Below are 21,472 nucleotides of genomic sequence, written 5' to 3'. Positions count from 1 at the left end.
CGCAGTTCCCCGCGCCCCTGAACAGCGAGCTTCGCTCGCTTCAGGGGCGCGGGGAACTGCGCGACCAGCCACGACGAGAGCCGCGGACGTCGAAGCAAGCGCACCCCTACGGCGCGAACACGACCTCCTGCGCAGCCTCCCGCGCCATCAACAGGGCCCCGCGCAACACGGCCCCACCCCCCAACTCCCCCGCCCGCACCTCGGTGGCCAGCGGTGACATCGAGGCCAGCCGCGAAGCGACCCGCTCGGCGAGCACGTCACCGCCCGCCCGGCCGACCTCCCCGGCGAGCACCACACAACCGGGATCGAGCACGGCGACGACGGCGGCCGCGCCGAGCACCACCCGGTCGGCCAGGACGTCGAGGAACCGGTCCGCGCCGGAGGCGACGGCGGCGCGGACGACCTCGGCGGCACGGACGACGGGCTCCCCCGGCCCGACGAGCCCGTGCTCCACGGCGAGTTCGAGGATCGCGGCCGAGCCGGCCAGCGAGTGGAAGCCTCCGTCGCAGTTGACGGCGGACGGCACACCGCCGGTGCCCGGCACCGGCAGGAACCCGACCTCGCCGGTGCCGCCGGAGGCCCCGCGGCGCAGCCTGCCGTCCAGGACGACGGCCGCGCCGATGCCGAGGCCGAGCCAGAGCAGCACGAAGGTGTCGCGGTCCCGGGTGGCGCCGTCGCGCTGTTCGGCGAGGGCGGCAAGGTTCGTCTCGTTCTCCACGAGGACGCGCGCGGGGAGCCGCTCCTGGAGGGCCGCGATCAGGCGGCGATGCCATTCGGGCAGGCCGGAGGAGTCACGCAGTTCGCCGGTCGCCGGGTCGATGAGGCCGGGGGCGCCGACGCCGACGGTGTGCAGGGGGCCTGCGCCGACCTCCTTGGCGGTGTGCTCCAGGAGGGCGACGGCACGCTCGACGGCGGCGCCGGTCTCCTCCCCCGGCGCGACGGGGGCGGAGGCCTCCGCCAGGACGGTGCCGAGCAGGTCGGCGACGACGAGCCGGACCCCTTCGGTGCGCACGTCGAGGGCGGCGAGGTGGGCGCGGTCGGCCACGATCCCGTACAGCTTGGCGTTCGGGCCGCGGCGCTGCGCCCCGGCCTCCCCGACGACCGCGACGAGGCCGGAGGCCGTGAGGCGTTCGACGAGGTCGGCGACGGTGGGCCGGGACAGCCCGGTGCGCTCCTTCAGCTGGCCCGCGGTGAGCGGCCCCTCTTCCTGGAGGAAGCGCAGCGCGAGCCGGTCGTTGATGGCTCGGGCGGTCCTCGGCGATGCGGGCATGGCGGGATCCTACGGCTCGGCGGCGCAAACAGGTTAACTATCAGGCAGGGTTCCTGATAGTTTACGGCGGCATCGTGACGGACGAGCACGGGGACACACCGGGAGGGGCCCGCGAGATGAGTGAAGTCACATACGGAACAGGGGAGTTGAAGCGGGCGCGGTACGCCGTCGCGACCGTCTTCTGCGTCCACGGGGCCGTGACCGGTTCGTTCGCGACCCGGGTGCCCTGGATCCAGGAGCACGCGGGCGTCAGTGCGGGCCAGCTCGGGCTCGCGCTGGCCTTCCCGGCGATCGGTGCCTCCGTGGCGATGCCGCTGGCCGGCAGCATCAGCCACCGGTTCGGGGCGCGGACCGCGCTGCGCGGGCTGCTCGCGCTGTGGACGCTGGCACTGACCCTGCCCTCCCTCGCGCCGAACCTGCTCACGCTCTGCGTGGCCCTGTTCGTCTACGGGGCGACGGCCGGCATGTCGGACGTGGCGATGAACGCCCTCGGCGTGGAGGTCGAGACCCGGCTCGACAAGTCGATCATGTCGGGGCTGCACGGCATGTGGAGCGCGGGCGCCCTGATCGGTTCGGCGGGCGGCACGCTCGCCGCGCATCTGGGCGCGGACGCCCGGCTCCACCACGTGCTCGCCGCCGCGGTGCTGACCGTCGCCGGATTCACCGCCTGCCGGTGGGTACTGGATCTGCGGCCGACCGAGGACGAGGAGCCGCCGCCGCGCTTCGCGCTGCCGCCGAAGTCCGCGCTGCTGATCGGCGCGGTCGGGTTCTGCGCGGTGTTCGCCGAGGGCGCCAGCCTGGACTGGTCGGCGGTCTACCTGAAGGACGTGCTCGGCACCTCGGCGGGGCTCGCGGCCGCCTGCACCACCGGCTTCACCCTCACCATGGCGGTCGCGCGGATCGCGGGCGACCGGATCGTGGACCGGTTCGGGGCGGTGCGCACCGTACGGATCAGCGGCATCGGGGCGGCGTTCGGCGCGCTGATGGTGGTCGTCGCGCCGAACCCGGCCGTCGCCATGGCCGGATTCGGACTGCTGGGCCTCGGCATCGCGGTGGTCGTACCGCTCGCCTTCGCGGCGGCCGGGCGCAGCGGGCCGAACCCGAGCCAGGCCATCGCCGGTGTCGCCACGATCACGTACACCTCGGGCCTCGTCGCACCGTCCGCGATCGGCACGATCGCGGAGACGACGAGCCTGGTGGTGTCGTTCGGTGTGGTCACCGTGCTGGCCTGCGGGCTCGCGGTGTTCGCGGGGGTGCTGCGCGCCGGCGACCGGACCCGGGCGACGGTGCCGGAGCAGGTCAGCCCTGCGGCAGCAGATCCTGTGCGCAAGCCCTGAATCCGTCGCTCCAGCGCGTGGGGCGCAGCGTCCCGGGGTCGAGCCGGACCAGGACGCGCCGCCCGCGCGCGTACGTGGTCGCGCCGTCCGCGGAGCAGAAGCGGAAGCCGTAGGTCAGGCCGGTGTTGCCGAGCCGCTCGATCCACAGGTGCACGGCGTACGTGCCCGGGCGCAGGACCGGGGCCTCGTAGCTGACGGTGAGTTCCTTGACCGCGTTGCAGAAGTCGCCGGCCGCGTCCCAGTCGCCCTCGAAGACGAGCCCGCGCTCGTTCCACAGGGCCGTCCAGGCGCGCTCGACGAGGACCGGGTAGCGGGCGTTGTGCAGCATGCCGAGCGCGTCGAGGTCGTCGAAATGCACCTCGACGGGAACTGCGGGGACGGGGCGGCCGGTGCTGCCGGTGGTGTGGTCGGGGGCGACGGCGGTCACGGATGGGGCTCCTGGTGCGGTGCGGATGGGAGCGTCATCGTACGGCCACGGGCTAAGCAAACGCTCAGAAGTCTGGCGTGACCTGCACCTCAGCGGCGCTCGGGCCGGGCGAAGGACACAACAGGAGCGCGCACTTACGTCGCATTAACATGAGGCGATCGTTTCAGGCCACAGAAAGCAGAGTGCGCACATGGACCTCGGCGTCCGCTGGAAACTGCACGGGGACGGCAAGGTCCCGGCCCCGGGAGCCGTCGTCCGCCCCGATGAGCGGCTGTCCTGGCCGCGCACGATCGGGCTCGGCGCCCAGCATGTGGTCGCGATGTTCGGCGCCTCGTTCGTGGCTCCGGTGCTCATGGGTCTGGACCCGAACCTCGCGATCATGATGTCCGGTGTCGCGACGGTCATCTTCCTGCTGGCCACGCGCGGCCGGGTGCCGAGCTACCTGGGCTGTTCGCTCTCCTTCGTGGGCGTCGCCGCGGTGATCCGGGCCTCCGGCGGCTCCAGCGCCACGGTCACCGGCGCGGTCTTCGTCGTCGGTGTGCTGCTCTTCGTCGTCGGTCTTGCGGTGCAGAAGTTCGGGGCGCGGATCATCCACGCCGCGATGCCGCCCATCGTGACCGGCGCGGTCGTGATGCTGATCGGCTTCAACCTGGCGCCCGTCACGGCCTCCACGTACTGGCCGACCGACCAGTGGACGGCGCTGCTCGTCATGCTGTTCACCGGTCTGGCCGTGGTCTGCCTGCGCGGCTTCTGGTCCCGGATCGCGATCTTCCTCGGCCTGATCTTCGGCTATGTGCTCTCGTGGCTCCTCGACGAGATCTTCGGCAAGATCCACTCCACGAACGGCGGGACCGCGGCCGTGGACCACTGGCGCCTGGACCTCTCCGGCGTCGGCAAGGCCGACTGGATCGGACTGCCCTCCTTCCACGCCCCGTCGTTCGAGTGGTCGGCGATCCTCGTCGCGCTGCCGGTGATCATCGCGCTGATCGCGGAGAACGCCGGACACGTGAAGGCCGTCGGCGAGATGACCGGCGACAACCTCGACGGCAAGCTGGGCACCGCGATCTCCGCCGATGGCGTCGCGTCCATGCTCTCCACCGCCGTGGGCGGCCCGCCCAACACCACGTACTCCGAGAACATCGGCGTCATGGCCGCGACCCGCGTCTACTCGACGGCGGCCTACTGGGCGGCGGCCGGATTCGCGCTGCTCTTCGGCCTGTGCCCGAAGTTCGGCGCGATCGTGGCGGCGATCCCGGGCGGTGTGCTCGGCGGCATCACCGTCATCCTCTACGGCATGATCGGCCTGCTCGGCGCGCAGATCTGGATCAACGCCGGGGTCGACCTGCGCAACCCGCTGAACCTGGTACCGGCCGCCGCGGGCATCATCATCGGCGTCGGCAACGTCTCCCTGAAGTTCACCGACAACTTCTCGCTGAGCGGCATCGCCCTCGGCACGATCGTGGTCATCACCGGCTATCACGCGCTGCGGGCGATGGCCCCCGCCCACCTCAAGCAGCAGGAGCCGCTGCTCGACCAGGGCACGTCCACGTACGACGGGAAGAAGCCCGACCAGCAGTAGGACCGGCGGGGCCGCCTCAGCCGGCCGCCAGTTCGTAGGCGTAGCCGGGCGCGAAGGTGCCCGGCTCGCCCTTGCAGCCGTCCGACTCCCCCGGCAGCTTCACCCACAGATAGGCGTCGATCCGCGACCGGCCCGTGGCGAGGGTGGGCGGCTGCCCGATCCTGCGGCCGGCGGGGTCGCACCACGCGCCGCCCGGCGCCGCGCCGTTGCCGTTGCGGCTGGTGTCGACGACCGCGCCCAGGGAGTCGGGGGCGTCCATCGCGCTGAGCACCCGGCGGGCGTACGCGATCTCGTCCTCGGAGCGGTTGAAGTTGGAGACGTTGGTGAAGACCCCGTCGGACGAGGCCGGTGCGGCGGCGCCCGCCGCGCGCAGCCGGGCCGCTTGCGCCCCGGCGGGGTTCCAGTCGGAGTGCCCGGCGTCGTAGTAGACGCGCGCCCGCGGGTTCGCCGTCTTCATGACGCGGCCCGCGCGCGCCAATGCCGCGTAGCGCTCCGCCCGTTGGCGGCCGCTCAGGCACTCCGTCTGGGAGAGCGCGTCCGGTTCCAGGATCACGATGACCTCGTGGGAGCGGAGCCCTGCCGCGAACCGGTCGATCCACTCGTCGTACGCGCCGATGCCGGGCGCCCCGCCGTCGGAGGCGCCGCCGCAGTCGCGCATCGGGATCGCGTACGCGACGACGACCGGCACGCGGCCCGCGCGCGCCGCGCCGGAGGTCACCGCGCGCACCCGGGAGGCGATGGTGTCCAGCGTGAAGTCGGCGAACCAGACGGCGGCCGGGCGGGCCGCGATCCGGGACTCGATGAGCGGGCGGCGCGGGTCGGAGGGATGGGCCCGCACCCAGTCGAGCACCTGGGAGCCGCCGTACCGGTACAGGCCGGCGGGCGCGGGCGGAGCGGTGGACGGCGCCGGACGGCCGGCCGTCGGCTTCGTCGGCCCGGGTTCCGGCCGCGCGGAACTCCGCGCCGGGGAGGGCGAGTCGGCGGTGGGCGTCGCGCTCGGCACGGCGGGCAGCGGCACCCGGCTGGGGACCGGGCTCGCGGTGGGCCGCGCCGAGTCGCCGTCGCCCCCGCCCCGGTCGAGGGCGGACAGCAGACCCGCGACGGTCCCGACGGCGGCCACGGCCGCGGCGGCGGTGACCATCGCACCCCGCCACGCCGACCGCCGCCGGGCCGACCGCCGCTCGGCGAGCCGTCGCGCTCTGCTCCCTGGCACCGTGCTCTCCCCCGGCTTCCCGGCCGCCGGTTCCCTCGTTTCGGGGAAGCCCCCGGCCAGCCGACACCCGCGTCACCCTAGGGCTGGGACGCTTCGTGCATGGCGCAGTTGGAACGCATCGCGGGGCCGCACATCCCGGCCCAAGGAGTCGACTCGGTGATCGCACGGATGCGCGCGGTCGCCGCGCAGCTGCCGCCGCAGGACGGTGTGGCGGTCTTCAACCGGGTCTACCTGTCCGTCACGGAGGCCGTGGATCACGCCATCGACCAGGGAGTACGCGGCGGGTTCCCGGACCGCTCGGCCGCTGTCGCGCTGGACGTCCGGTTCGCCGAGCGCTATCTGACGGCGGTCGACGCGGCGGCCCGCGGGGTGCGGCCACCGGCCTGCTGGCGGCCGGTCCTGCAGTTCCGCAGCCATCCGGGAGTACGTCCCCTGCAGTTCGCGCTCGCGGGCATCAACGCGCACATCGGCCACGATCTCGCCCTGGCCGTCGTGGACACCTGCCGTACGCTCGATTGCGAACCGGCCACCCTGGAGGACGAGTTCGACCGCGTCGGCGATGTCCTCGTCTCGATGGAGGAGCACATCCGCGAGGAGCTGATGCCGGGCCCCGACCTCCTCCAGGTCGCCGATCCGCTCACCCACCTGCTCGGCTCCTGGAGCCTGGAGCGGGCCCGCGACGGGGCATGGGCGGCGGCCCGCGCCCTGTGGGCCCTGCGCGCATTACCGCCGCTCCAGGACGAGTTCGCGCAGCGTCTCGACGCGTCGGCGGGGCTGGTCGGCCGCATGCTGCTCACCCCGCTGCCCGCCTTCCGCGGCTGAAACCAGCCGTTCCGGATCCGGAACTCCCTTGTCCCACGGATACGTTGAAGGTGCACGTTCCTTTGCACCGGACACGTACGCGACGAGAAGGAGACCTGGATGACGACCCGACTCGGACTCGGACTCCCGCAGATGCGGCAGTACGCCATCGGCCGCGACATACCCGAGGTGGCGCGGGCCGCCGAGGCGACCGGCTACGAGAGCCTGTGGGTCTTCGAGCGGATCCTCTACCCCGAGCCCGCCCGGCAGGGGCTGTACGGGATACCCGGGATGCCGTGGCCCGACGGATACCGCTCGGTCGCCGACCCACTCGTCTCGCTGACCCTGGCGGCGGCGGTCACCTCGACCGTCCGCCTCGGCACCAGCGTGCTGGTGGCGCCGCTGCACGTGCCGTTCCAGCTGGCGCGCTCGCTCGCCTCGCTGGACGCGGCGAGCGGCGGCCGGGTGGTGGCGGGTCTCGGCACGGGCTGGTCGCACGACGAGTACGCGGCGGCGGGCGTGGCGCCCTTCGAGCGGCGCGGCCGGGTCCTCGACGAGCTGATCGAGGTGTGCCGAGCGGTGTGGGGCCCGGACCCGGTCGCGTACGAGGGCGAACTGACGACGATCGCCCCGTCCGTGGTCGGCCCCAAGCCCGCCGGGCCGGTGCCGATCCTGCTCCCGGCGAGCAGTCCGAAGGCCCGGCGCCGCCTCGTCGACCGGGCGGACGGCTGGATGCCGGTCGGGATGGGGGTCGAGCCGCTGAAGCGGGAGTGGGCGCAGCTGCGGGAGCTGGCCGAGGAGCGCGGCCGGACGGAGCCGCTGCAGAGCGTGCTGCGGGTGAACACGCTCCGCACGCGCGAGCCGTACACGGGCGACGACCGCCGGCCCTTCCAGGGCAGCGTCGACCAGATCGTCGAGGACCTGGTGGCGCACGACGAGGTGGGTCTGGACGAGATCCTCATCGAGCTCCAGGGTCCGCTGCGCGACGCCGAGGAGCTGAAGGACGTGGCGGCGGAGGTCTACGAGAAGGCGCGGGCCGCGGGCGTCTGACCGTTTCCACAGGTCAAGGGCGACCGTGTCACGAATCGGTGCCGGTGGCCCGAACAGGGATGCGGGGGAAACCCGTTCCACCACTGCCTTCCCGTGCCGCGTGTAACAGGCATGTATGGGGAACGTGGAGGGTGGAACGGGCCGCGCGGCCGGTGAGTCTTGATGATCAGTGAGCCGCTCACGCCGAGTGGCCGTCACCGACCACGAAGGAAGCCACGATGCGCGCCCAGAAGCTCACCCTCGCCGCCGTCGCCCTCACCGCCGGCCTCGCCCTCACCGCCTGCCAGGACAACGGGGACTCGGCGTCGGCCTCGAACGACTCGGGCGCGGCGACTTCGTCCTCGTCGTCCTCGTCGTCCTCGTCGTCGGCTGCTTCCTCGTCCTCCTCCGCGGCGTCCACAGCAGGGGGCTCGACGTCCTCCAAGGGCAGCGGCTCGTCGGCCGACGACGACGCCCCGGGCAGCGGCGGCGGCCAGATCAACACCGGCCCCTGCAAGACCGCCGCCCTCGGCTTCAGCACCGCCCACGGCATGGGCGAGGGCGACTTCATGGTCGCCCTGAAGAACACCGGCGACGCCTGCTACCTCAAGGGCTTCCCCGGCGTCGACCTCAAGGCCGGCAACGGCGGGGGCAGCATCAGCGCCGGACGCACCGGGGTCGCCCCGGTCACGGTCGTCCTCAAGAACGGCGAGGAGACCCGCTTCCACCTGCACTACACGCCGAACACCACGGGCGGCTCCGGCGTCACGATCACCAGCCTCGTCGTCACGCCCCCGAACGAGACCCACTCCAAGAGCGTGCCGGTCTCCCTGAACCTGCCGGCCTCCGACAAGCCCTCCGGCGGCGTCACCGTGGACCCGGTCGGCACCGGCAAGCAGTGAACCGGGCCCGGACTCAGGGCGAGGCGGGCGTCAGCAGCCCGCGCTCGCCGACCGCGGCGAGCGAGAGCGTGCGGTATCCCGCGTCGGCGAACAGCACCGTGACGTGACCGTCCTCCTGGCTCATGACCTCGCCCTCCCCCCAGGACGTGTGCCGCACGCGCTGCCCCGGAAGGAACCCGCCGTCGCGCGGTTCGTCCCGGCGGGGTGCCACGCCGCCGGTGCCGGCCAGGACACCGTGCTGCTCCTCGCGGGAGGCGGACTCGGGACGCGCGGGGACGCACACGTCGCAGCCCGCGCAGTTCTCCTTCTCCGGAACCTCGCCGAAATAGCCCAGCAGATGGCGTCGGCGGCAGCCGTTCCCCTCCGCGTACGACCGCATCATCTCCAGGCGGGAGCGCTCCAGTTGGACGCGGGCTCCCGCGATGCGCAGAGCCTCCTTGCCGCAGGTGTCGCGTCGGGCACCGGGGACCACGTGGACGACGCCGTCGGCGGCGAGCCGGACGCCGCCCGCTTCCTCCAAGAGGTGCAGCAGCGAGGTCAGCGCCGTCTGTGACAGGTCCGTCTCCTCGCGCAGAGTCGTTCCGGAGACGCCTCCCGCGTGGGCGCGGACGGCGTCCATCACGTGCAGGAGCGTGTCCGCGTCGGGCCGGCCGCCCGCGCGATAGCGCTGGGCCGAGAGGTCTTCGGGGCGGTACGCGAGGATCGCGGCCGCCGGGTCGCCGTCACGGCCGGCCCGGCCTATCTCCTGGTAGTAGGCATCCAGCGAGCCGGGAACGGTCGCGTGCAGCACGAAACGGATATCCGCTTTGTCGATTCCCATTCCGAAAGCCGAAGTGGCGACGACGACATCGAGTGTGCCGTCGCGGAAATTCTCATGAGTACGGGTGCGTTCCGCGGCAGAAAGTCCCGCGTGATAGGCGGCACTGTCGAATCCAAGATCGGACAGTTCTTCGGCGTACTGCTCGGCCTCTCGGCGCGTACCGGTGTAGATGATTCCGGGTTTCGCTTCCGCTGCGGCGCGTTCCACGACCCAGCGGCGCTTTTCCGCGTCCTTTTGGTGACGGACGACTTCCAAGTGAAGGTTGGGGCGATCGAAACCCGCGATCACCTGATGCACGTCGCGCATGCCGAGGCGCTCGATGATGTCGGTGCGCACCGGGGCGGCGGCGCTGGCCGTCAGGGCCAGCAGGGGCGGCCGGCCGATCCGCTCGCGGACGCGGCCCAGGGCGAGATAGTCGGGCCGGAAGTCGTAGCCCCACGTCGAGACGCAGTGGGCTTCGTCGACCACCAGCAGGGCGGGGCGCGCGGCGGCGATCTCGGCCACCACGTCGTCCTTGGCCAGCTGCTCGGGCGAGACGAACAGGAAGTCCAGGGCGCCTTCGCGCATCCGCTCCCAGGCGCCCTCGTTGGCCCGGTCGCCCTGCGCGGAGTTGACCGCCCGCGCGTCGGGGCGGCCGCGTGCACCCGTGAGCGTGGCCACCTGATCGCGCTGCAGCGCGATCAGTGGCGACACGACCACGGCGGGCCCGCTCAGGAGGACGCCCGGCACCTGGTAGACAGCCGATTTACCGGCGCCCGTGGGCATCACGACCATGGTGTCCCGCCCCGACATCACGGCGGTCATCGCGTCGAGCTGTGCGGCTCTCAGCTGCTTCCAGCCGAACACCTCACGGGCGCTGCGCCGGAGCCGTCGACGGAGGGACAGGTTCCTGAGGGGCATGGTTCTCCCGCTTCGTAACGGGCGAACTAGAAGTAGTGCTTCCGACCGCCGACGGCCCGACCGGTGGCACCGAGAATCCACAGAATGGCGCCGACCAGGATGAGGATTCCACCTATGGTCGTCAGCAGGCCCATGCCCACCAGCAGGCCGATGATCAGCAGGATCAGTCCAAGGAGAATCATCACGAGTCCATTCGTCCGAGTCGATTTCTACGAGCCCAGTCCGCGTACCCCGACCCGAACCGCATATGCGGCCGAGAAGAAGAATCGCGGTGAGTGCCGATCGGGAGAGAAATGGCCACCGGAGACACATCAGTCGCCTCCTTCGCCATCTTCACCCACCACCTCGAGCACTCGTACTGGCGCCTTCCGCAGGCACGATTGCCCCACAACACTCCGTGCACGCATACAACCTTCATCAGATCTCACGGAGTGTGGTTCCTCGGGGTGTCCGGGGGGACCGAAGTGATCCGTATCCGCAGAAAAGCCCCTAGTCCTCGGGCAGTTCGACCGGTGCGAGCGACTCGTACAGGTCGCCCGGGCCGGGGTTGGTCGCGTCGGTCCGGCCGCCCAGGTGGTGCATGACGCCCCATACGGCGTTCAGCGCGGTCTGCACCGCCCCCTCGGCCCAGCCCGCGGTCCAGGAGATGTCGTCGCCGGCGAGGAAGAGTCCGCGGCGGTCGACCGGCAGCGTGTCCTGCATGAAGTGGGTGAACAGGCGGCGCTGGTAGCGGTAGTGGCCGGGCAGGTTCGCCTTGAAGGCGCCCATGAAGTACGGCTCGTTCTCCCAGGACACGGTGACCGGGTTGCCGATGATGTGCTTGCGGATGTCGACGTTCGGATAGATCTCGCCGAGCGACTTCAGCATCACCTCGAGCCGCTCGTTCGCCGACAGCGGCAGCCACTTCAGGCTGTCGTCGCACCAGGTGTAGGAGAGGCAGATGACGGCGGGCTTGTCCGGGCCGTCGTCCAGGAGGTACGTGCCGCGCGTCATGCGGTCGGTGAGCGTCATCGACATGACGTCCCGCCCGGTGGTCTCGTCCTTGTCGAGCCAGAACGGCCGGTCGACCGGCACGAACAGCTTGCTCGACTCCATGTAGTGGGTGCGCTCGATGGCGGTCCAGTGGTCGATCGGGAAGAGCGCGTCGTCGCACGCCACCTTCGACAGCAGCATCCACGACTGGGCGGTGAAGATCGCGGCCTTGTACGTGCGGATGTCGCCCTCGGCGTCGGTCACGGTGATGCGGTTGCCCGCGGTGCGGGACAGCCGGGTCACGGCGGGACGCGGGGTCCGGTCGGGGTGCAGCGAGGCGAGGGACGTGCCCGGCGCCCAGTGCACGAGCTTGCGCGGCTCGCGCTCCCACAGCCGCAGCGGCAACTGCTGCGAGCCGCCGACGATGCCGCGGTGGTGGTCGTCGGCCTCGGTGTAGACGACGCGCAGGATCTCCAGGATCGAGTTCGGGAAGTCGGTGTCCCAGCCGCCGGTACCGAAGCCGACCTGGCCGAAGATCTCCCGGTGCCGGAAGGAGCCGAAGGCCTCGGAGTCGCACAGGAACCCGTAGAAGGTCTGGTTGTCGAGCTTCTCGACCAGCTTCGCCCAGATCTCCCGGATGCGCGGCACGTCCCGCTCGCGCATCGCCTGGTTCATGTCGGAGAAGTCGGCGCCCTCCTCCAGGCAGGCGTTCCACGCGGCGGCGACGTCGCGGTAGACCTGCGGCAGGTCGTCGACCGTCTCCGCGTAGTGGCTCTCGCCCTTGAGGTCGACGACGGTCGACGGGGTCGTCTCGGCGAGCGGGTTCGGGAACGGCCGGGTCTCCAGACCCACCAGGTCGATGTAGTGCTGCAGCGCCGTCGACGACGGCGGGAAGCGCATCGCGCCCATCTCGGCGGTCAGCGCCGGGTCACAGCCGTCGAAGCCCACCGTCCGCAGCCGTCCGCCGATCCGGTCGGCCTCGTACACGACGGGCTTGAGGCCCATCTTCATCAGCTCGTACGCGGCGACGATGCCCGACAGGCCGCCGCCGATGACGGCGACCTCGGTGCCGTGCTCGGTCGCCGGTATCTGCCCCAGGCCCGCCGGGTGCGCGAGGAAGTCGTCGTACGCGTAGGGGAAGTCCGGTCCGAACATGGTGATCGGCGGCTGGGCGTCGGTGTGCTGGACGGCGGTGGGCACCGTGGACGTCATGGGGTGCGGACTCCTTGCGGACGCGGTCGAGAGCGTCGGGACAGCCGGGACAGCCGACGCGGTCGAGACAGAACAGTGCCCGGCACGGACGAGCCGGGGCGCGGCCCACGACAGATCAGCAGGCCTCGAAAACGGTACGTTTTCGCTGGTCAACCGGACAAGACGGGACTGTTGCGTCTGCGTGTGCGATCTGTTGCGTGCGCGGCGCCCCGGGCGGCGATTCGTTGCGCGCCGGACGCCGTCCGCGGCGCATCGCGTACGCCGGCCCCCGCGGGCCGGCGTCCGGTCAGGCGGGCGAGCCGGAGGTGAAGCGGCGCATCAGCGGCGACAGGACGAGCACGGACTTGGTCCGCTCGACGAACGGCTCCCCCGCGATCCGCTCCAGGACCCGCTCGAAGTGCCGCATGTCGGAGGCGAAGACCTGCACCAGCGCGTCCGCGTCCCCGGTGACGGTGGACGCGGCGACGATCTCCGGATACCGCTCCAGGCCCCGCCGGATCGCGTCCGGCGAGGTGTTGCCGCGGCAGTAGACCTCGATGAAGCCCTCGGTCTCCCAGCCGAGCGCGGCCGGGTCGACCCGTACGGTGAAACCGGTGATGGCGCCGGTGGCCCGCAGCCGGTCCACGCGCCGCTTCACGGCGGGCGCGGACAGGCCGACCAGCTGGCCGATGTCGGCGTAGGAGCGGCGGGCGTCCTCGGCGAGGGCGTGCACGATGCGTTCGTCGAGCTCGTTCAGCAAGGCAGGAGGTTCACTTCTGGGCTGCGGGGTCAGCGGTGACTTCCGGGGCGGCGAGACGGGAGCGACGCATCCCGTAGCAGAAGTAGAACACGAGGCCGACGGCCATCCAGACACCGAAGACGATCCACGTGATCGTGGACAGACTGCCCATCATCCACACGCAGAAGCCGAAGCCGAGAACCGGCAGGAGCGGGAAGAGCGGCACCCGGAAGGTGCGGTCCATCTCGGGGCGGGTCCGGCGCAGCAGCACCACGGCGACGTTGACCAGGGCGAACGCGAAGAGCGTGCCGATGCTGGTGGCGTCGGCGAGCTGGCCGAGCGGGATCGCGGCGGCCAGCACCCCGCAGAACAGGGAGACGATGACGGTGTTGACGCGGGGCGCGCCCGTCTTCGGGTGGACCCTGGCGAACACCTTCGGCACGAGCCCGTCCCGGGACATCGCGAAGAGGATGCGCGTCTGGCCGTAGAGCACGGTCAGCACGACCGAGGCGATCGCGATGACGGCGCCCGCGGCGAGCAGCGTCGCCCAGAACGACTGGCCGGTGACGTCCTGCATGATCCCGGCGAGGGTGGCCTCGGTGTCGTCGAACTGCTTCCAGGGCCGGGCGCCGACGGCGACCGCGGCGACGAGCACGTACAGCGCGGTGACGATGACCAGCGAGAGCATGATCGCGCGGGGCAGGTCGCGCTGGGCGTTCTTCGCCTCCTCGCCCGCGGTGGAGGCGGCGTCGAAGCCGATGTAGGAGAAGAAGAGCGTGGCACCGGCCGCGCTGACTCCGGCCATGCCCAGCGGCATGAAGTGCGCGTAGTTCCCGGACTCGAAGCCCTTGAGGCCGATGGCGCAGAAGAGCAGCAGTGAGACGATCTTCACGACGACCATGATCGTGTTGGCGCGGGCGGACTCACGGGCACCGCCGAGCAGGAAGACCATCGCGAGCAGGACCACGATGAGTGCCGGCAGGTTGAAGACGCCGCCGTCGCCGGGCGGCGCGGAGAGGGCGTCCGGGATGGTGACGCCGATGGTGCCGTCGAGGAGTTCGTTGAGGTACTCGCCCCAGCCGACGGCGACGGCGGCGACCGAGACGCCGTACTCGAGGATCAGACACCAGCCGCAGACCCAGGCGACCAACTCCCCCATCGTTGCGTATGCGTACGAGTACGAGGAGCCCGCGACCGGGATGGTCCCGGCCAGTTCGGCGTACGACAGCGCCGAGAAGAGGGCGGTCAGGCCGGCGATCACGAAGGAGAGCGTGACCGCGGGGCCGGCCTTCGGGACCGCCTCGCCGAGGACGACGAAGATGCCGGTGCCGAGCGTGGCGCCGATGCTGATCATGGTCAGCTGCCAGAGGCCGAGCGAGCGCCGCAGGCTGCCGCCCTCGCCCTGGCCGCCCTCCGCGACCAGGCGTTCCACTGGTTTGCGCCGCATGAGACGGGCGCCGAGCCCTGCGGGGGTTCCTGCTGCGGGTGGGGTTCCCTGGTCGAGCACGCGCTGGCTCCTTGATCGCTGCCGGTGGAGTCGGCCGTGACGGAAGGAGACGTGACGGTCCACACCCTGGCCGGGGACCGCCGAGCAGGCCGTCCCCCGCCATGCCACGTACAGCGGATGACTCTAGAGGACGTCCGTTCCCATCTGTAATGCAGCAACCTTGCGTGCACCCGCAAGATCGTTGCGCGTACCGTCGCCCTGCACGTGTTCATTGCGTTGCCGTCTCGCACCGGGGGCGCCCGGTGTGGTCGAGACCACACCGGGCCCGGACGAGTGAAAGCTCAGGACCGGGGTATTCGGTACGGCCACCCCTGCCCTGGACCGGGAAGACGACCTGACATCAACCCGGGCTTCGGCAGGGGTGGTTCGGGAAAGGCATCATGTGCTCGACGCACATGTCCGTAGAAACGATGTGAGAGAGGCTTGTGAGTACCAGCGACACCGACATCCGCACCCTGTTGCTCGAGGCGCTGAGGGATCAGGAGGACCAGATCGCCGCCCGCTGGACGGCGCTCCAGCTGGAACAGGCCGCGCTCGGCACGGACATGACCGAGGCCGAACTGCGCGAAGAGGCCCGCACCCTCATCGACGCGCTCACGGACGCCCTGGCCGGCGACGTCCCGGTCGAGCGCGTGGTGGCCTCGCACCACGATCTGCGCTCGGCGATCACGGAGCTGTCGCTGCGCCGGGTCCGCGCGGGTGCCACCCCCACCGACACCTCGCTCGCCGTGCTCTCCCTCAAGGAGGCGCTGCTCGCTGCCGTCCAGCACACCACGCGGGACATGGGCGAGCTGTTCTCGGCGGCGATCCTGGTGAACCGGATGCTGGACACGGCGGGCGCGCTCTCCTTCGAGACCTACGTCGAGGGCCGCGAGGAGATCATCCGGCGGCAGAGCCGGCAGCTGATGGAGCTGTCCACGCCGGTGGTGCGGCTGTGGAAGCACGTGCTCGCGGTGCCGCTGATCGGCACCCTGGACACGGCGCGCACCCAGATCGTCATGGAGTCGCTGCTCCAGGCCATCCAGGACGACGAGGCGAAGGTCGCCATCATCGACATCACCGGGGTGCTGACCGTCGACACCGCGGTCGCCCAGCACCTCATGCACACGGTCAACGCGGTCCGGCTGATGGGCGCGGACTGTGTCATCAGCGGGATCCGGCCGCCCATCGCCCAGACCATCGCCCAGTTGGGAATCGACCTGTCCACCATCCTGACCCGTGCCACCCTGGCCGACGCGCTGTCCGCGGCGATCAGCATCACGGACCGGCCCGCCGTGGGCCTGGCCGTCGCCGAGTCGGCAGCCCGGTGATCACCCCCCGCCCGCAGGGCGTTCCCATTCTCCGGCTGGGCGACGTCCTGGTGACGGGTCTGCTCGCCGAGCTGGACGACAGGTCCGCCGTCCTGTTCACGGACGAACTGACCGAGCGGATCGTGTCGGACCACGCCCGCGGGGTGCTGATCGACATCTCCCGCCTGGAGATCATCGACTCGTTCGTGGCCCGTACGCTCATGGAACTGACCACGATGTCGCGGCTGCTCGGCGCCCGGGTGATCGTCGCCGGGATGCGCCCCGCCGTCGCCATCACGCTGGTCGAACTCGGCATCCGGCTGACGGGCGTGGAGACCGCGCTCAACGCGGAGCAGGCCCTGACCGCGCTCGGCTGGCAGCGGACCCTGGAGGCTCCCGGCCATGACCTTGTCGGATGAGCACGCGGCACCCGCGGCCCACTCCCCGGGTCCGCAGGTGACCGTGCAGCGCGCCTACGAAGTCCGTTCGGACGACGACCTGCTGACGGTGCGTCATGCCGTACGGGCGGCAACGGTCGAGTGCGGCTTCGGCCTGGTCGACCAGACCCGGGTGGTGACCGCGGCGAGCGAACTCGCCCGCAACGCCTACGTCCACGGCAAGGGCGGCACCCTCACGGTGGAGCTGCTGACCCGGCCCGGCGGCAGCGGCATCCGGCTGGTGATCGGGGACGAGGGCCCCGGCATCGCGGACCTCGGCGCCGCGCTCCAGGACGGCTTCACCACCGGCGGCGGTCTCGGCCACGGCCTGGGCGGCGCGCGTCGGCTGATGGACGAGTTCCATGTCGACACCCGCCCGGGAGCGGGGACGACGGTGACCGTGGTGCGCTGGACGCTGCGATGACCAGCGAGCTCAGCGACCCCGCGGTCACCGCGCACGTCGTCGTCGATCACGCCAGTGCCGTGCACCACGCGGCGACGCTGGCCCGGCGGGCCGCCCGGCTCGGCGGCCTGGACAACACGGCCGTCGAGCGGGCCGCGGTGCTCACCACCGAACTCGCCGGGAACCTGCTGCACCACGCGGTGGGCGGCGCCGTGTACGTGCAGTGCCATCCGCTGGGCGACGGCCTGGACGTGGTCGCCGTGGACCGGGGCCCCGGCATGGCCAGCCCGGACCGGGCCATGGTCGACGGATTCAGCACCACCGGCACGCTCGGCTCGGGCATGGGCGCGGCCCGCCGGCTCGCCGACGAGCTGACGCTGCGCACCCTGCCCGGCGTCGGCACCCTGATCTGCGCCCGCTTCCACGCGCCCGGCGCCCGCCCGCCCCTGTCGGACCTGGGCCTGCTGTGTCTGCCGGTGCGCGGCGAGCGGGCCTGCGGGGACAGCGCGGCCGTGGTGGACGCGCCCGGCGGGCGCACCGCGGTCGTCGTGGACGGGCTCGGGCACGGGGTGGAGGCGGCCGAGGCGAGTGCCGCCGCCGTGGCCGCGTTCCGGGCCGCGCCCGACCGCCCGCTGCCCGGGATCCTCACGGCGATGGACCACGCGCTGCGCTCGGGCCGGGGCGCCGCGGTCGGCCTGGTGCGGCTGCGGCCCGGCTCGGTGGAGCACTGCGGCATCGGCAACGTGCGACTGCTGCTGGTCTCCCAGGACGGAGTGCGCTCCCGGGCGCTCGGCCAGCCGGGCGTGGTCGGCTGGAACATGCCCGAGCCGCAGGCCCGCACGCTGCCCATGCCCGAGGAGTGCGCCGCGGTCGTGCACAGCGACGGCATCACGGCCCGCTGGCCGGACACCGCCACGCCCTTCCTGCTCGGCCTGCCGCCCCGGCTGCTCGCCGCCGCCCTCGGGCACGGCCACCGCAGCGCACGCGACGACGCGACCGCTCTGGTCTCCGGGGCGGCAAGGAGGAGTCCATGACCGACAAGGCGGCCGCGCACCAGCGCACGACGCATCGGTCGCTGCCCGAGCTGCGCTCGGCGGTACGGGCGTTGGCGGCCCGGGTGCAGCTGCCCGTCGAGCTGCGCACCCGCCTGGCGCAGTCCGTGTCCCGGGTGGCCGAGACCGAGCTGCGGGCGGGCCGGCTGGTCACCCTGGAGGCAGTGCCGGACCAGGCCGCGGCCGACCGCGAGCTGACGGTGCGGCTGCGGGCCCCGTCCGCACCCGCCGTGGAGAACCTGCCGCTGCCCGCCCGGCGCGAGGCGGACACCACGGTGTGGCGCATCCCGCTGCCCGCGCAGACCCCGGCCCGGCGAGCGGCGGAATCCTCCCCCGTGGAGCTGCTGGAGGAGGAGCTGCGCGCGGCGGTGCACCGGGCCGAGACGCTGGAGGCGGACCGGCGCCGCCTCACCCACGAGCTGGACGAGACCAACAGCGGGGTCCTCGCCCTGTACGTGCAGCTGGAGGAGCGCGACGAGCAACTGCGGCGCGCACACGGCCAGATGCTGCGCGAGCTGGAGGACGCGCTGCGCCCGGCGCCGATCAAGGCCGACGGCCTGGAGCTGGCCATCCACTACGCGCCGGCCGGCACCGACGCCCCGACGGGCGGCGATCTCTACGACTGGTTCCAACTCCCCGACGGCACCGTGCACATCACGGTCGTCGACGCCCTCGGGCACGGCGTCACCAGTACCCGCAGCGCCCTGAACGTCACCCACGCGGTGCGCACCCTCACCCTGGAGGGCCACTCGCTGGAGACGATCGTGCGGCGCACCGACGAGATCCTGCTCCCCTACGACCGGGAGCTGATGGCGACGGTGCAGCTGGTCCGCATCGACCCGGTCTCCGGCCGGGTCGCCCTGGCCAACGGCAGCCATCCGCCGCCGCTGCTGGTGAGCGGCGACGGCAGCGCCCGCTTCCTGGAGGTGCGCGGCCGGGGCATCGGCTATCCGATGGCGGGCAGCGAAGGGCTGCGCCACGAACAGCTCGCCCCGGACGACCTCCTCGTCCTGTACACGGACGGTCTGACCGAGAGCCGCCGCGACCCCTACGAAGGGGAACGGCGGCTGACCGCGGCGGCCGTCCGCCACCGGCACCGCCCCACCGAAGAGATCCCCGGCGCCGTCGCACGGGAGATGCACACCGTGATCCTGCACCCGGACGACACCCTCGCCCTCACCGTACGGAGAAGCCGATGACCCACGCCGCGCCCGGGGCGATACCCGGGGACCCGTCCCACGTGCTGCGCCTGGCCACCGTGCCGGGCCCGGACGGTCCGGTCGTCGCCCTCACCGGCGACCTGGACTACGAGAGCGCGCCACGGCTGCTCGACGCCCTCACCCGGGTCACGATGACGGACGGGGACACGCTGACCCTCGACCTGTCGGACGTACGGTTCTTCGACTCGGGCGGCATCAACGCCCTGCTGCGGGCGCGCAACGCGTTGCAGGAGCGGGGCTCCGACCTGGCGGTGTGCAGGCTCTCACCGGTCGTCGAGCGGATCTTCCGGATCACCGGGCTCGACACGGTCCTGATTCCCGGCGGACCGGCCGGAACCGGCACCGGTACCGTGCCGTCGGCGGGGTAGCCGGTACAGATGGAGATCGTGATGGACGGTCCCCTGACGGGGACCGAGGCGCGGCACTCAGCTGCCCGGTTTCTTGCCGAGCACTGCCCCTGGGCCGACGCGGACGCGGTGCTCCTGGTCGTGTCGGAGCTGGTCACCAACGCGTCCCGGCACACGGGCGCGCTGGCCAGGCTGCGGCTGCGCGCGGACGCGAGCGGGCTCGCGGTGGAGGTGGAGGACGCGGATCCGCGCGCTCCGGTGCCGCGGACGCCGGATCTCGGCGGCGGGGGCGGCTTCGGCTGGCACATGGTGGAGCGGCTGGCCGAGCACCTCACGGTGCGTCCGTCGGCCGACGGGAAGTGCATCGCTGCCGGGTGGGCGGCGCCGACGGCGGTGTGAGCCGGGGCGCCGCCCTCGGCTGCGCTAGCTCCAGCTGGCGTGCAGCGGCTTGCCCTCGGCGTAGCCGGCGGCGGACTGGATGCCGACGGTGGCCTTCTCCTCGAACTCGGCCAGCGAGTTGGCACCGGCGTAGGTGCAGGAGGAGCGGACGCCCGCGATGATCGAGTCGATCAGGTCCTCGACGCCGGGACGCTGCGGGTCGAGGAACATGCGGGAGGTGGAGATGCCCTCCTCGAAGAGCGCCTTGCGGGCACGGTCGTACGCCGACTCGTCCGAGGTGCGGTTCTTGACCGCGCGGGCGGAGGCCATGCCGAAGGACTCCTTGTAGGCGCGGCCCTTGGCGTCGTGCTGGAGGTCGCCCGGGGACTCGTAGGTCCCGGCGAACCAGGAGCCGATCATCACGTTCGACGCACCGGCCGCGAGGGCCATGGCGACGTCGCGCGGGTGGCGGACACCGCCGTCGGCCCAGACGTGCTTGCCGTACTTCTTGGCCTCGGCGGCGCACTCCAGGACGGCGGAGAACTGCGGGCGGCCGACACCGGTCATCATGCGGGTCGTGCACATGGCGCCGGGGCCGACACCGACCTTGATGATGTCCGCTCCGGCCTCGATGAGGTCCTTGACGCCCTCGGCCGCGACGATGTTGCCCGCCACGATCGGGACCTGCGGGTCGAGCGCCCGCACGGTCCTGATCGCGGAGATCATCGACTCCTGGTGCCCGTGGGCGGTGTCGATGACGAGGGTGTCGACCCCCGCGTCGAGGAGCTGCTTGGCCTTGCCTGCCACGTCGCCGTTGATGCCGACGGCGGCGGCGATGCGCAGCCTGCCCTCGGCGTCGGTGGCCGGGGTGTAGAGGGTGGCGCGCAGGGCGCCGGTGCGGGTGAGGATGCCCGCGAGCCTGCCGTCCTTGCCGACGGCCGGGGCGTAGCGGCGGTTGGCGCCGTCCAGCTTGTTGAAGGCGTCGCGCGGGTCGATGTCCGCGTCGAGCAGCAGCAGGTCGCGGGACATGACCTCGGACAGCTGGGTGAAGCGGTCCACGCCGGTCAGGTCCTCGTCGGTGACGACACCGACGGGCCGCTGCTCGTCGTCGACGACCACACCGGCGTTGTGCGCGCGCTTGGGCAGCAGGGCCAGGGCGTCGGCGACGGTCTGGGTCGGGGCGAGGACGATCGGGGTGTCGAGCACCAGGTGGCGCGTCTTGACCCAGGAGATGACGTCGGTGACGACCTCGATCGGGATGTCCTGCGGGATGACGACGATGCCGCCGCGGCGGGCCACGGTCTCGGCCATCCGGCGGCCGGCGATCGCGGTCATGTTGGCGACGACCAGCGGAATCGTGGTGCCCGTGCCGTCCGGGGAGGAGAGGTCCACGGCCTGGCGGGAGCCGACGGCGCTGCGCCGCGGCACCATGAAGACGTCGTCGTACGTCAGGTCGTACGCGGGCTGGATGTCATTGAGGAAACGCACGTGCGCAGGTCCCGATCGCTAGAAGGGAGCCCCGGAAGGATGCCGCCGGGGCACAAAGCACGTACTTCATTTTCCCACGTGGGCCATGGTCACGTCTTCGGGCCGAACGTCCCAAGGGCGCGAGACCCACTTGGATGATCATCCGAGAGGGGTGTCGTCGCAGGTCGGGGC

21 protein-coding genes are annotated in these 21,472 nt (G+C 72.0%); 12 read left to right on the top strand and 9 right to left on the bottom strand.

Going from position 1 to position 21,472, the window contains the following annotated elements:
- Window positions 1-106: 106 nt before the first annotated feature.
- Complete coding sequence (locus ABT127_RS09320; protein ID WP_351446220.1) at window positions 107-1,270, bottom strand: ROK family transcriptional regulator; 1,164 nt, start codon at window positions 1,268-1,270, stop codon at window positions 107-109.
- Between the two features lie 116 nt (window positions 1,271-1,386).
- Between ABT127_RS09320 and ABT127_RS09315 the strand changes: the two genes are divergently transcribed.
- Entirely contained in the window at window positions 1,387-2,607 is a 1,221-nt protein-coding gene (locus ABT127_RS09315; protein WP_351446218.1) for an MFS transporter, read from the top strand.
- Here the strand turns inward: ABT127_RS09315 and ABT127_RS09310 are convergent.
- Window positions 2,570-3,034, bottom strand: coding sequence for an acyl-CoA thioesterase (locus ABT127_RS09310; RefSeq protein WP_351446216.1), 465 nt, complete (start codon window positions 3,032-3,034; stop codon window positions 2,570-2,572). The genes ABT127_RS09315 and ABT127_RS09310 overlap by 38 nt on opposite strands.
- Before the next feature lie 190 nt (window positions 3,035-3,224).
- On the opposite strand from ABT127_RS09310, the gene ABT127_RS09305 reads away from it, so the two are divergent.
- Entirely contained in the window at window positions 3,225-4,613 is a 1,389-nt protein-coding gene (locus ABT127_RS09305; protein ID WP_351446214.1) for a uracil-xanthine permease family protein, read from the top strand.
- 16 nt (window positions 4,614-4,629) lie between these two features.
- On the opposite strand, the gene ABT127_RS09300 is transcribed toward ABT127_RS09305, so the two are convergent.
- Window positions 4,630-5,754 carry a glycoside hydrolase family 6 protein gene (locus ABT127_RS09300; protein ID WP_351446258.1) on the bottom strand — a complete coding sequence of 375 codons (1,125 nt, stop codon included), beginning with the start codon at window positions 5,752-5,754 and terminating at the stop codon, window positions 4,630-4,632.
- A gap of 171 nt (window positions 5,755-5,925) precedes the next feature.
- Between ABT127_RS09300 and ABT127_RS09295 the strand changes: the two genes are divergently transcribed.
- From ABT127_RS09295 to ABT127_RS09285, 3 genes are all read left to right on the top strand, one after another.
- Window positions 5,926-6,648: a DUF5995 family protein gene (locus tag ABT127_RS09295; protein ID WP_351446212.1), complete on the top strand. Its 723-nt coding sequence runs from the start codon at window positions 5,926-5,928 to the stop codon at window positions 6,646-6,648.
- A gap of 99 nt (window positions 6,649-6,747) precedes the next feature.
- Window positions 6,748-7,677: an LLM class F420-dependent oxidoreductase gene (locus ABT127_RS09290; protein WP_351446210.1), complete on the top strand. Its 930-nt coding sequence runs from the start codon at window positions 6,748-6,750 to the stop codon at window positions 7,675-7,677.
- 218 nt (window positions 7,678-7,895) lie between these two features.
- Entirely contained in the window at window positions 7,896-8,558 is a 663-nt protein-coding gene (locus tag ABT127_RS09285; protein ID WP_351446208.1) for a DUF4232 domain-containing protein, read from the top strand.
- A gap of 13 nt (window positions 8,559-8,571) precedes the next feature.
- On the opposite strand, the gene ABT127_RS09280 is transcribed toward ABT127_RS09285, so the two are convergent.
- From ABT127_RS09280 to ABT127_RS09260, 5 genes are all read right to left on the bottom strand, one after another.
- Window positions 8,572-10,278, bottom strand: a complete 1,707-nt coding sequence (locus tag ABT127_RS09280) for a RecQ family ATP-dependent DNA helicase (RefSeq protein WP_351446206.1) — start codon at window positions 10,276-10,278, stop codon at window positions 8,572-8,574.
- Window positions 10,279-10,304: 26 nt separating this feature from the next.
- Complete coding sequence (locus ABT127_RS09275; RefSeq protein WP_351446204.1) at window positions 10,305-10,460, bottom strand: hypothetical protein; 156 nt, start codon at window positions 10,458-10,460, stop codon at window positions 10,305-10,307.
- A 307-nt stretch (window positions 10,461-10,767) separates the two neighbouring features.
- Window positions 10,768-12,462, bottom strand: coding sequence for a flavin monoamine oxidase family protein (locus tag ABT127_RS09270; RefSeq protein WP_351446202.1), 1,695 nt, complete (start codon window positions 12,460-12,462; stop codon window positions 10,768-10,770).
- 286 nt (window positions 12,463-12,748) lie between these two features.
- Complete coding sequence (locus tag ABT127_RS09265; protein WP_351446200.1) at window positions 12,749-13,201, bottom strand: Lrp/AsnC family transcriptional regulator; 453 nt, start codon at window positions 13,199-13,201, stop codon at window positions 12,749-12,751.
- A gap of 10 nt (window positions 13,202-13,211) precedes the next feature.
- Window positions 13,212-14,687, bottom strand: a complete 1,476-nt coding sequence (locus tag ABT127_RS09260; protein WP_502971663.1) for an amino acid permease — start codon at window positions 14,685-14,687, stop codon at window positions 13,212-13,214.
- A gap of 425 nt (window positions 14,688-15,112) precedes the next feature.
- Here ABT127_RS09260 and ABT127_RS09255 point away from each other — a divergent pair, with 425 nt between their 5' ends.
- The 7 genes from ABT127_RS09255 to ABT127_RS09225 are packed head-to-tail and all read left to right on the top strand — an operon-like array spanning window position 15,113 to window position 19,834.
- The gene (locus ABT127_RS09255; RefSeq protein WP_351446198.1) at window positions 15,113-15,997 is read left to right on the top strand and encodes an STAS domain-containing protein; all 885 of its coding nucleotides are present in this window, start codon (window positions 15,113-15,115) and stop codon (window positions 15,995-15,997) included.
- Entirely contained in the window at window positions 15,997-16,395 is a 399-nt protein-coding gene (locus ABT127_RS09250) for an STAS domain-containing protein (protein WP_351446254.1), read from the top strand. Before ABT127_RS09255 ends, ABT127_RS09250 begins: the two co-directional genes overlap by 1 nt.
- On the top strand, window positions 16,379-16,837 hold the full coding sequence (locus ABT127_RS09245; protein WP_351446196.1) for an ATP-binding protein: 459 nt from the start codon (window positions 16,379-16,381) through the stop codon (window positions 16,835-16,837). Before ABT127_RS09250 ends, ABT127_RS09245 begins: the two co-directional genes overlap by 17 nt.
- On the top strand, window positions 16,834-17,850 hold the full coding sequence (locus ABT127_RS09240) for a SpoIIE family protein phosphatase (RefSeq protein WP_351446194.1): 1,017 nt from the start codon (window positions 16,834-16,836) through the stop codon (window positions 17,848-17,850). The genes ABT127_RS09245 and ABT127_RS09240 overlap by 4 nt, the downstream gene beginning before the upstream one ends.
- Window positions 17,847-19,067 carry a PP2C family protein-serine/threonine phosphatase gene (locus tag ABT127_RS09235; RefSeq protein WP_351446192.1) on the top strand — a complete coding sequence of 407 codons (1,221 nt, stop codon included), beginning with the start codon at window positions 17,847-17,849 and terminating at the stop codon, window positions 19,065-19,067. Before ABT127_RS09240 ends, ABT127_RS09235 begins: the two co-directional genes overlap by 4 nt.
- Entirely contained in the window at window positions 19,064-19,456 is a 393-nt protein-coding gene (locus tag ABT127_RS09230; RefSeq protein ID WP_351446190.1) for an STAS domain-containing protein, read from the top strand. The genes ABT127_RS09235 and ABT127_RS09230 overlap by 4 nt, the downstream gene beginning before the upstream one ends.
- A 21-nt stretch (window positions 19,457-19,477) precedes the next feature.
- Complete coding sequence (locus tag ABT127_RS09225) at window positions 19,478-19,834, top strand: ATP-binding protein (RefSeq protein WP_351446188.1); 357 nt, start codon at window positions 19,478-19,480, stop codon at window positions 19,832-19,834.
- Between the two features lie 24 nt (window positions 19,835-19,858).
- Here ABT127_RS09225 and ABT127_RS09220 read toward each other — a convergent pair whose 3' ends face one another.
- Window positions 19,859-21,301: a GuaB1 family IMP dehydrogenase-related protein gene (locus tag ABT127_RS09220; RefSeq protein ID WP_351446185.1), complete on the bottom strand. Its 1,443-nt coding sequence runs from the start codon at window positions 21,299-21,301 to the stop codon at window positions 19,859-19,861.
- Between the last annotated feature and the right edge of the window lie 171 nt (window positions 21,302-21,472).

This window comes from Streptomyces sp. NPDC001904 (assembly GCF_040297005.1).
In the GTDB taxonomy this organism is placed as follows: domain Bacteria; phylum Actinomycetota; class Actinomycetes; order Streptomycetales; family Streptomycetaceae; genus Streptomyces.
Note: the sequence above shows the minus strand (reverse complement) of the source record. Positions and strands in the feature narration are given on the sequence as shown.

What these genes read in the sequence shown, in the direction of transcription:
- ABT127_RS09240 (WP_351446194.1), top strand. Translation starts at nt 16,834, where the DNA reads ATGACCAGCGAGCTCAGCGACCCCGCGGTCACCGCGCACGTCGTCGTC.
- ABT127_RS09225 (WP_351446188.1), top strand. Translation starts at nt 19,478, where the DNA reads ATGGACGGTCCCCTGACGGGGACCGAGGCGCGGCACTCAGCTGCCCGG.
- ABT127_RS09230 (WP_351446190.1), top strand. Translation starts at nt 19,064, where the DNA reads ATGACCCACGCCGCGCCCGGGGCGATACCCGGGGACCCGTCCCACGTG.
- ABT127_RS09245 (WP_351446196.1), top strand. Translation starts at nt 16,379, where the DNA reads ATGACCTTGTCGGATGAGCACGCGGCACCCGCGGCCCACTCCCCGGGT.
- ABT127_RS09320 (WP_351446220.1), bottom strand. Translation starts at nt 1,270, where the DNA reads ATGCCCGCATCGCCGAGGACCGCCCGAGCCATCAACGACCGGCTCGCG.
- ABT127_RS09315 (WP_351446218.1), top strand. Translation starts at nt 1,387, where the DNA reads ATGAGTGAAGTCACATACGGAACAGGGGAGTTGAAGCGGGCGCGGTAC.
- ABT127_RS09300 (WP_351446258.1), bottom strand. Translation starts at nt 5,754, where the DNA reads ATGGTCACCGCCGCCGCGGCCGTGGCCGCCGTCGGGACCGTCGCGGGT.
- ABT127_RS09235 (WP_351446192.1), top strand. Translation starts at nt 17,847, where the DNA reads ATGACCGACAAGGCGGCCGCGCACCAGCGCACGACGCATCGGTCGCTG.
- ABT127_RS09305 (WP_351446214.1), top strand. Translation starts at nt 3,225, where the DNA reads ATGGACCTCGGCGTCCGCTGGAAACTGCACGGGGACGGCAAGGTCCCG.
- ABT127_RS09275 (WP_351446204.1), bottom strand. Translation starts at nt 10,460, where the DNA reads ATGATTCTCCTTGGACTGATCCTGCTGATCATCGGCCTGCTGGTGGGC.
- ABT127_RS09295 (WP_351446212.1), top strand. Translation starts at nt 5,926, where the DNA reads ATGGCGCAGTTGGAACGCATCGCGGGGCCGCACATCCCGGCCCAAGGA.
- ABT127_RS09270 (WP_351446202.1), bottom strand. Translation starts at nt 12,462, where the DNA reads ATGACGTCCACGGTGCCCACCGCCGTCCAGCACACCGACGCCCAGCCG.
- ABT127_RS09285 (WP_351446208.1), top strand. Translation starts at nt 7,896, where the DNA reads ATGCGCGCCCAGAAGCTCACCCTCGCCGCCGTCGCCCTCACCGCCGGC.
- ABT127_RS09280 (WP_351446206.1), bottom strand. Translation starts at nt 10,278, where the DNA reads ATGCCCCTCAGGAACCTGTCCCTCCGTCGACGGCTCCGGCGCAGCGCC.
- ABT127_RS09290 (WP_351446210.1), top strand. Translation starts at nt 6,748, where the DNA reads ATGACGACCCGACTCGGACTCGGACTCCCGCAGATGCGGCAGTACGCC.